General features: G+C 64.9%; 4 protein-coding genes. 3 read left to right on the top strand and 1 reads right to left on the bottom strand.

Translation table 11 applies throughout. The annotated features are described in order from the left end of the window. Positions 1 to 518 precede the first annotated feature (518 nt). On the top strand, positions 519 to 833 hold the full coding sequence (locus LO50_RS19080; protein ID WP_044316007.1) for a DUF736 domain-containing protein: 315 nt from the start codon (positions 519 to 521) through the stop codon (positions 831 to 833). Between the two features lie 70 nt (positions 834 to 903). Here LO50_RS19080 and LO50_RS19075 read toward each other — a convergent pair whose 3' ends face one another. Further along, a complete protein-coding gene (locus tag LO50_RS19075) occupies positions 904 to 1,197 on the bottom strand; it encodes a helix-turn-helix domain-containing protein (RefSeq protein WP_080902133.1) in 294 nt (97 codons plus the stop codon). A gap of 319 nt (positions 1,198 to 1,516) precedes the next feature. Between LO50_RS19075 and LO50_RS25220 the strand changes: the two genes are divergently transcribed. Together LO50_RS25220 and LO50_RS19065 are read left to right on the top strand one after the other, a co-directional pair. After that, positions 1,517 to 1,867, top strand: coding sequence for a DUF2958 domain-containing protein (locus tag LO50_RS25220; protein WP_044316009.1), 351 nt, complete (start codon positions 1,517 to 1,519; stop codon positions 1,865 to 1,867). A 369-nt stretch (positions 1,868 to 2,236) separates the two neighbouring features. Continuing rightward, on the top strand, positions 2,237 to 2,736 hold a 500-nt coding region (locus LO50_RS19065; RefSeq protein ID WP_044316008.1), incomplete at its 3' end, for a DUF7011 domain-containing protein.

Below are 2,736 nucleotides of genomic sequence, written 5' to 3'. Positions count from 1 at the left end.
CGGCTTGCTGCGGCAGGTTGTGCCAAAGCGCGCCATCCTCGACGCTGGCGGTTCGCGCTTGTACGTCACGAAGGACGGTTCACCGACACGCCACCCGGCTTCGCTATGGAGCATCCACGCCACGCCTCAAGCCCGTCGCCGCAATCTGCGGCAAGAGGCGTTCTCGCTTGTCGTTGGGGTGTTGGCCTTGCCCGCGTCAGGGCGCAAGCCGGGGAAACCGTCACGCGGGGATGCCAAGTCGGCCACGTCTCCATTCGGGAGCGGGCGGCCGGTGCGTCCTTGGCTTGTCGTGAATCCTGGCGAGGGAACGGCTGTGCCTTGGGCTTCATGGCCGCAACCTTCCAGCGAAAACAATTTCCCCTGCGCTGCGCGCATTCCTCGCGGGACAAATTCTTTTCGCTTCCAGGCTCTCCACGGTGTTGCGACCGCTGCGCGGTGCGGCCAGCCCATCCCCCGCCGGCCGGATCACAACAAGGACGCACTGGCGCGACCTTGTTCAACCCGAAAGGAGAAACATCATGGCTAACATCGGCACCTTCACCGCAGAGAAAGACGGCTTCACCGGCACGCTCCGCACCCTGACGCTCAACGTCAAGGTCAAGCTGGTTCCCAACGACAAGGGCGACACCGAGAACGCTCCCGACTTCCACCTTCAGGCGGCAGGCCACGAGATCGGCGCGGCGTGGAAGAAAACCAGCCAGGCCGACCGTCCGTACCTGTCGGTTTCGCTCGATGACCCTTCGTTCCCGGCGACGGTCTATGCCCGCCTGATCGAGAACGAGGACGGCACGCACGACCTGATCTGGTCGCGCAGCAAGCCCACGGCGGCCTGACGGCCGCCCACCGCGCCCCGCCCATTGCGGCGGGGCGCCGTGCTGCTGGCGCAGCACGTCACGCACGCGCCTACGGCGTGTCGCGCTCCTTCAACACCGCCTCCAGCTCCTGCCGCACCTGCGCCAGAAGCTGATCGGTCTTGCGCGTGCTGTCGCCGGCATAGGCCAGCGTCAGCAGCGTGAGCGGATGCACGTCCATGACCTCGCACAGCTCGGTCAGCTTGTGCATGGTCGGGCTTTTCAAGTCGCGCTCCAGCGAACTCATATAGGTGCGGCTGGACACGTCGGAGAACGCTTCCTGGCTCAAGCCGCGCGCTTTCCTGACCGTCCGTATGGCCGTCGCCAATGAGTGTTTCGCTGCCACCAACTTGGTTTCCCCGTAAAAACCAAGATGACAGCCCATTGCACCCAATAGGGCTACAATCTAAAGTGTTCATTCGTGGCTGAAAGGCCCGCTTTCGTGCTTTTACGGAAATCCGCAGATGCGGATTCCGACAGAACCGGGGAATCGCATCCGTGTCTTTCCGGCTTTCTACAATTCCGCTTGTGCGCTTCCGTTCTTCTACGGATGCGATGGTTTGCGCATCGGTGCTTGCGCACGGATGCACGGATACGGTTCGGCGGTTCTGCGCTTCGGCACAAAAGCGCATCCGCGCATCCTCGGCTTCGTGGGGATTCCGACCATGACCCTGCCGCTTGTCACCGCCGATGAACGCGCCCGGCTGCTGGCCCACGGCGCGGCACGCGCTGCCGGCCAGCACCTCGATCCGCTGCCCGTGGTGCGGCTGTTCACGCCGGACGCGCACGCGACCTGGCTGCTGGTGTCGCTCGATCCTGCGGATGGCGACACGGCCTATGGCCTGATTGACCTCGGCATCGGGATGCCGGCGCTGGGCACGGTCAAGGTGTCCGACCTGGCCGGTATCGTCGGCCCGCGCAAGCTGCCGGTGCGACGGGATCGGTACTTCCAGGCGGCACGCCCGCTGTCGGAGTATGTCCGGCTGGCCCAGGAGAACGGCTCGATCACGGACTGATCGAACCGTGCGCGGCTTGCCGCGACAGGTCGGCGCAGCCCGTCCAGCCGGGGCGCATTGTGACTATTTCGGTCTTAGTCGAGACCGCGGGGGTCTGATTCCGCACTCTTGCACCGAAGCGGTGCGACTGTGTTGGAAACAGTCACGATCTTTGCCGCGGGCTGCGGCACGGTGTCCAGTGCTGCGCACCAATTTCCGGCGGTGCAGCCGTCGCATTCAGACGATTTTGGCAATGCACCGGAGCGAATCGGTCTTGACACTGCAAGTTACAGCTTACCCCGATCTTGATGGCAGTTTGATGTTGAAACGGTAGCTCCCGCAAGCCGAAATCCATAGCGACGTTCCTGCTGATCGACAGGAGGTTGCGTCATGGCTGATTCGAGCGCCGCACACTGGTATCCGACCGCCGCGTATCTCTACACGCTGCATCTCGATGGCCCCGCGCTGGCTTGGGAGTACCTGCGCCGGAATCCCGACTACCGGCGCGACTGGCTGCGCCGACGCCGCCGGCCGGACGCGGCGCATGCTTGGGGCCTGCGCCTGCTGGAAGATCCGGCCCTGGATGCGCGCGACGCGCATCCGGCTTGGTTCCCCGATTACGACGCCGTGGTGCAGCTTTATCCCGATGCCGATCCGCCGCCCGATGCCTATGCCTTCGAGTTCTGGCGCGTCCCCGGTCGCAAGCACCTGATCCACGATGGCAAGCGCTTGGTGCTGGTGTCGCGCTGGCCCGGCTGCTGCATGCGGCTCGCGCTGGCGCCGGACCTGGAAGACGGCATGGCCTATCTCTACGCCACCCGCGCCTGCGCCACGCCCTGCGCGCGCTATCGCACACTCGCAGCCGAGCTGGATGCGCTGTCTGCCGCGAC

Origin of the sequence: Stutzerimonas stutzeri (assembly GCF_000935215.1) — a bacterium.
In the GTDB taxonomy this organism is placed as follows: domain Bacteria; phylum Pseudomonadota; class Gammaproteobacteria; order Pseudomonadales; family Pseudomonadaceae; genus Stutzerimonas.
This window is presented reverse-complemented; position numbering and strand designations above follow the sequence as displayed.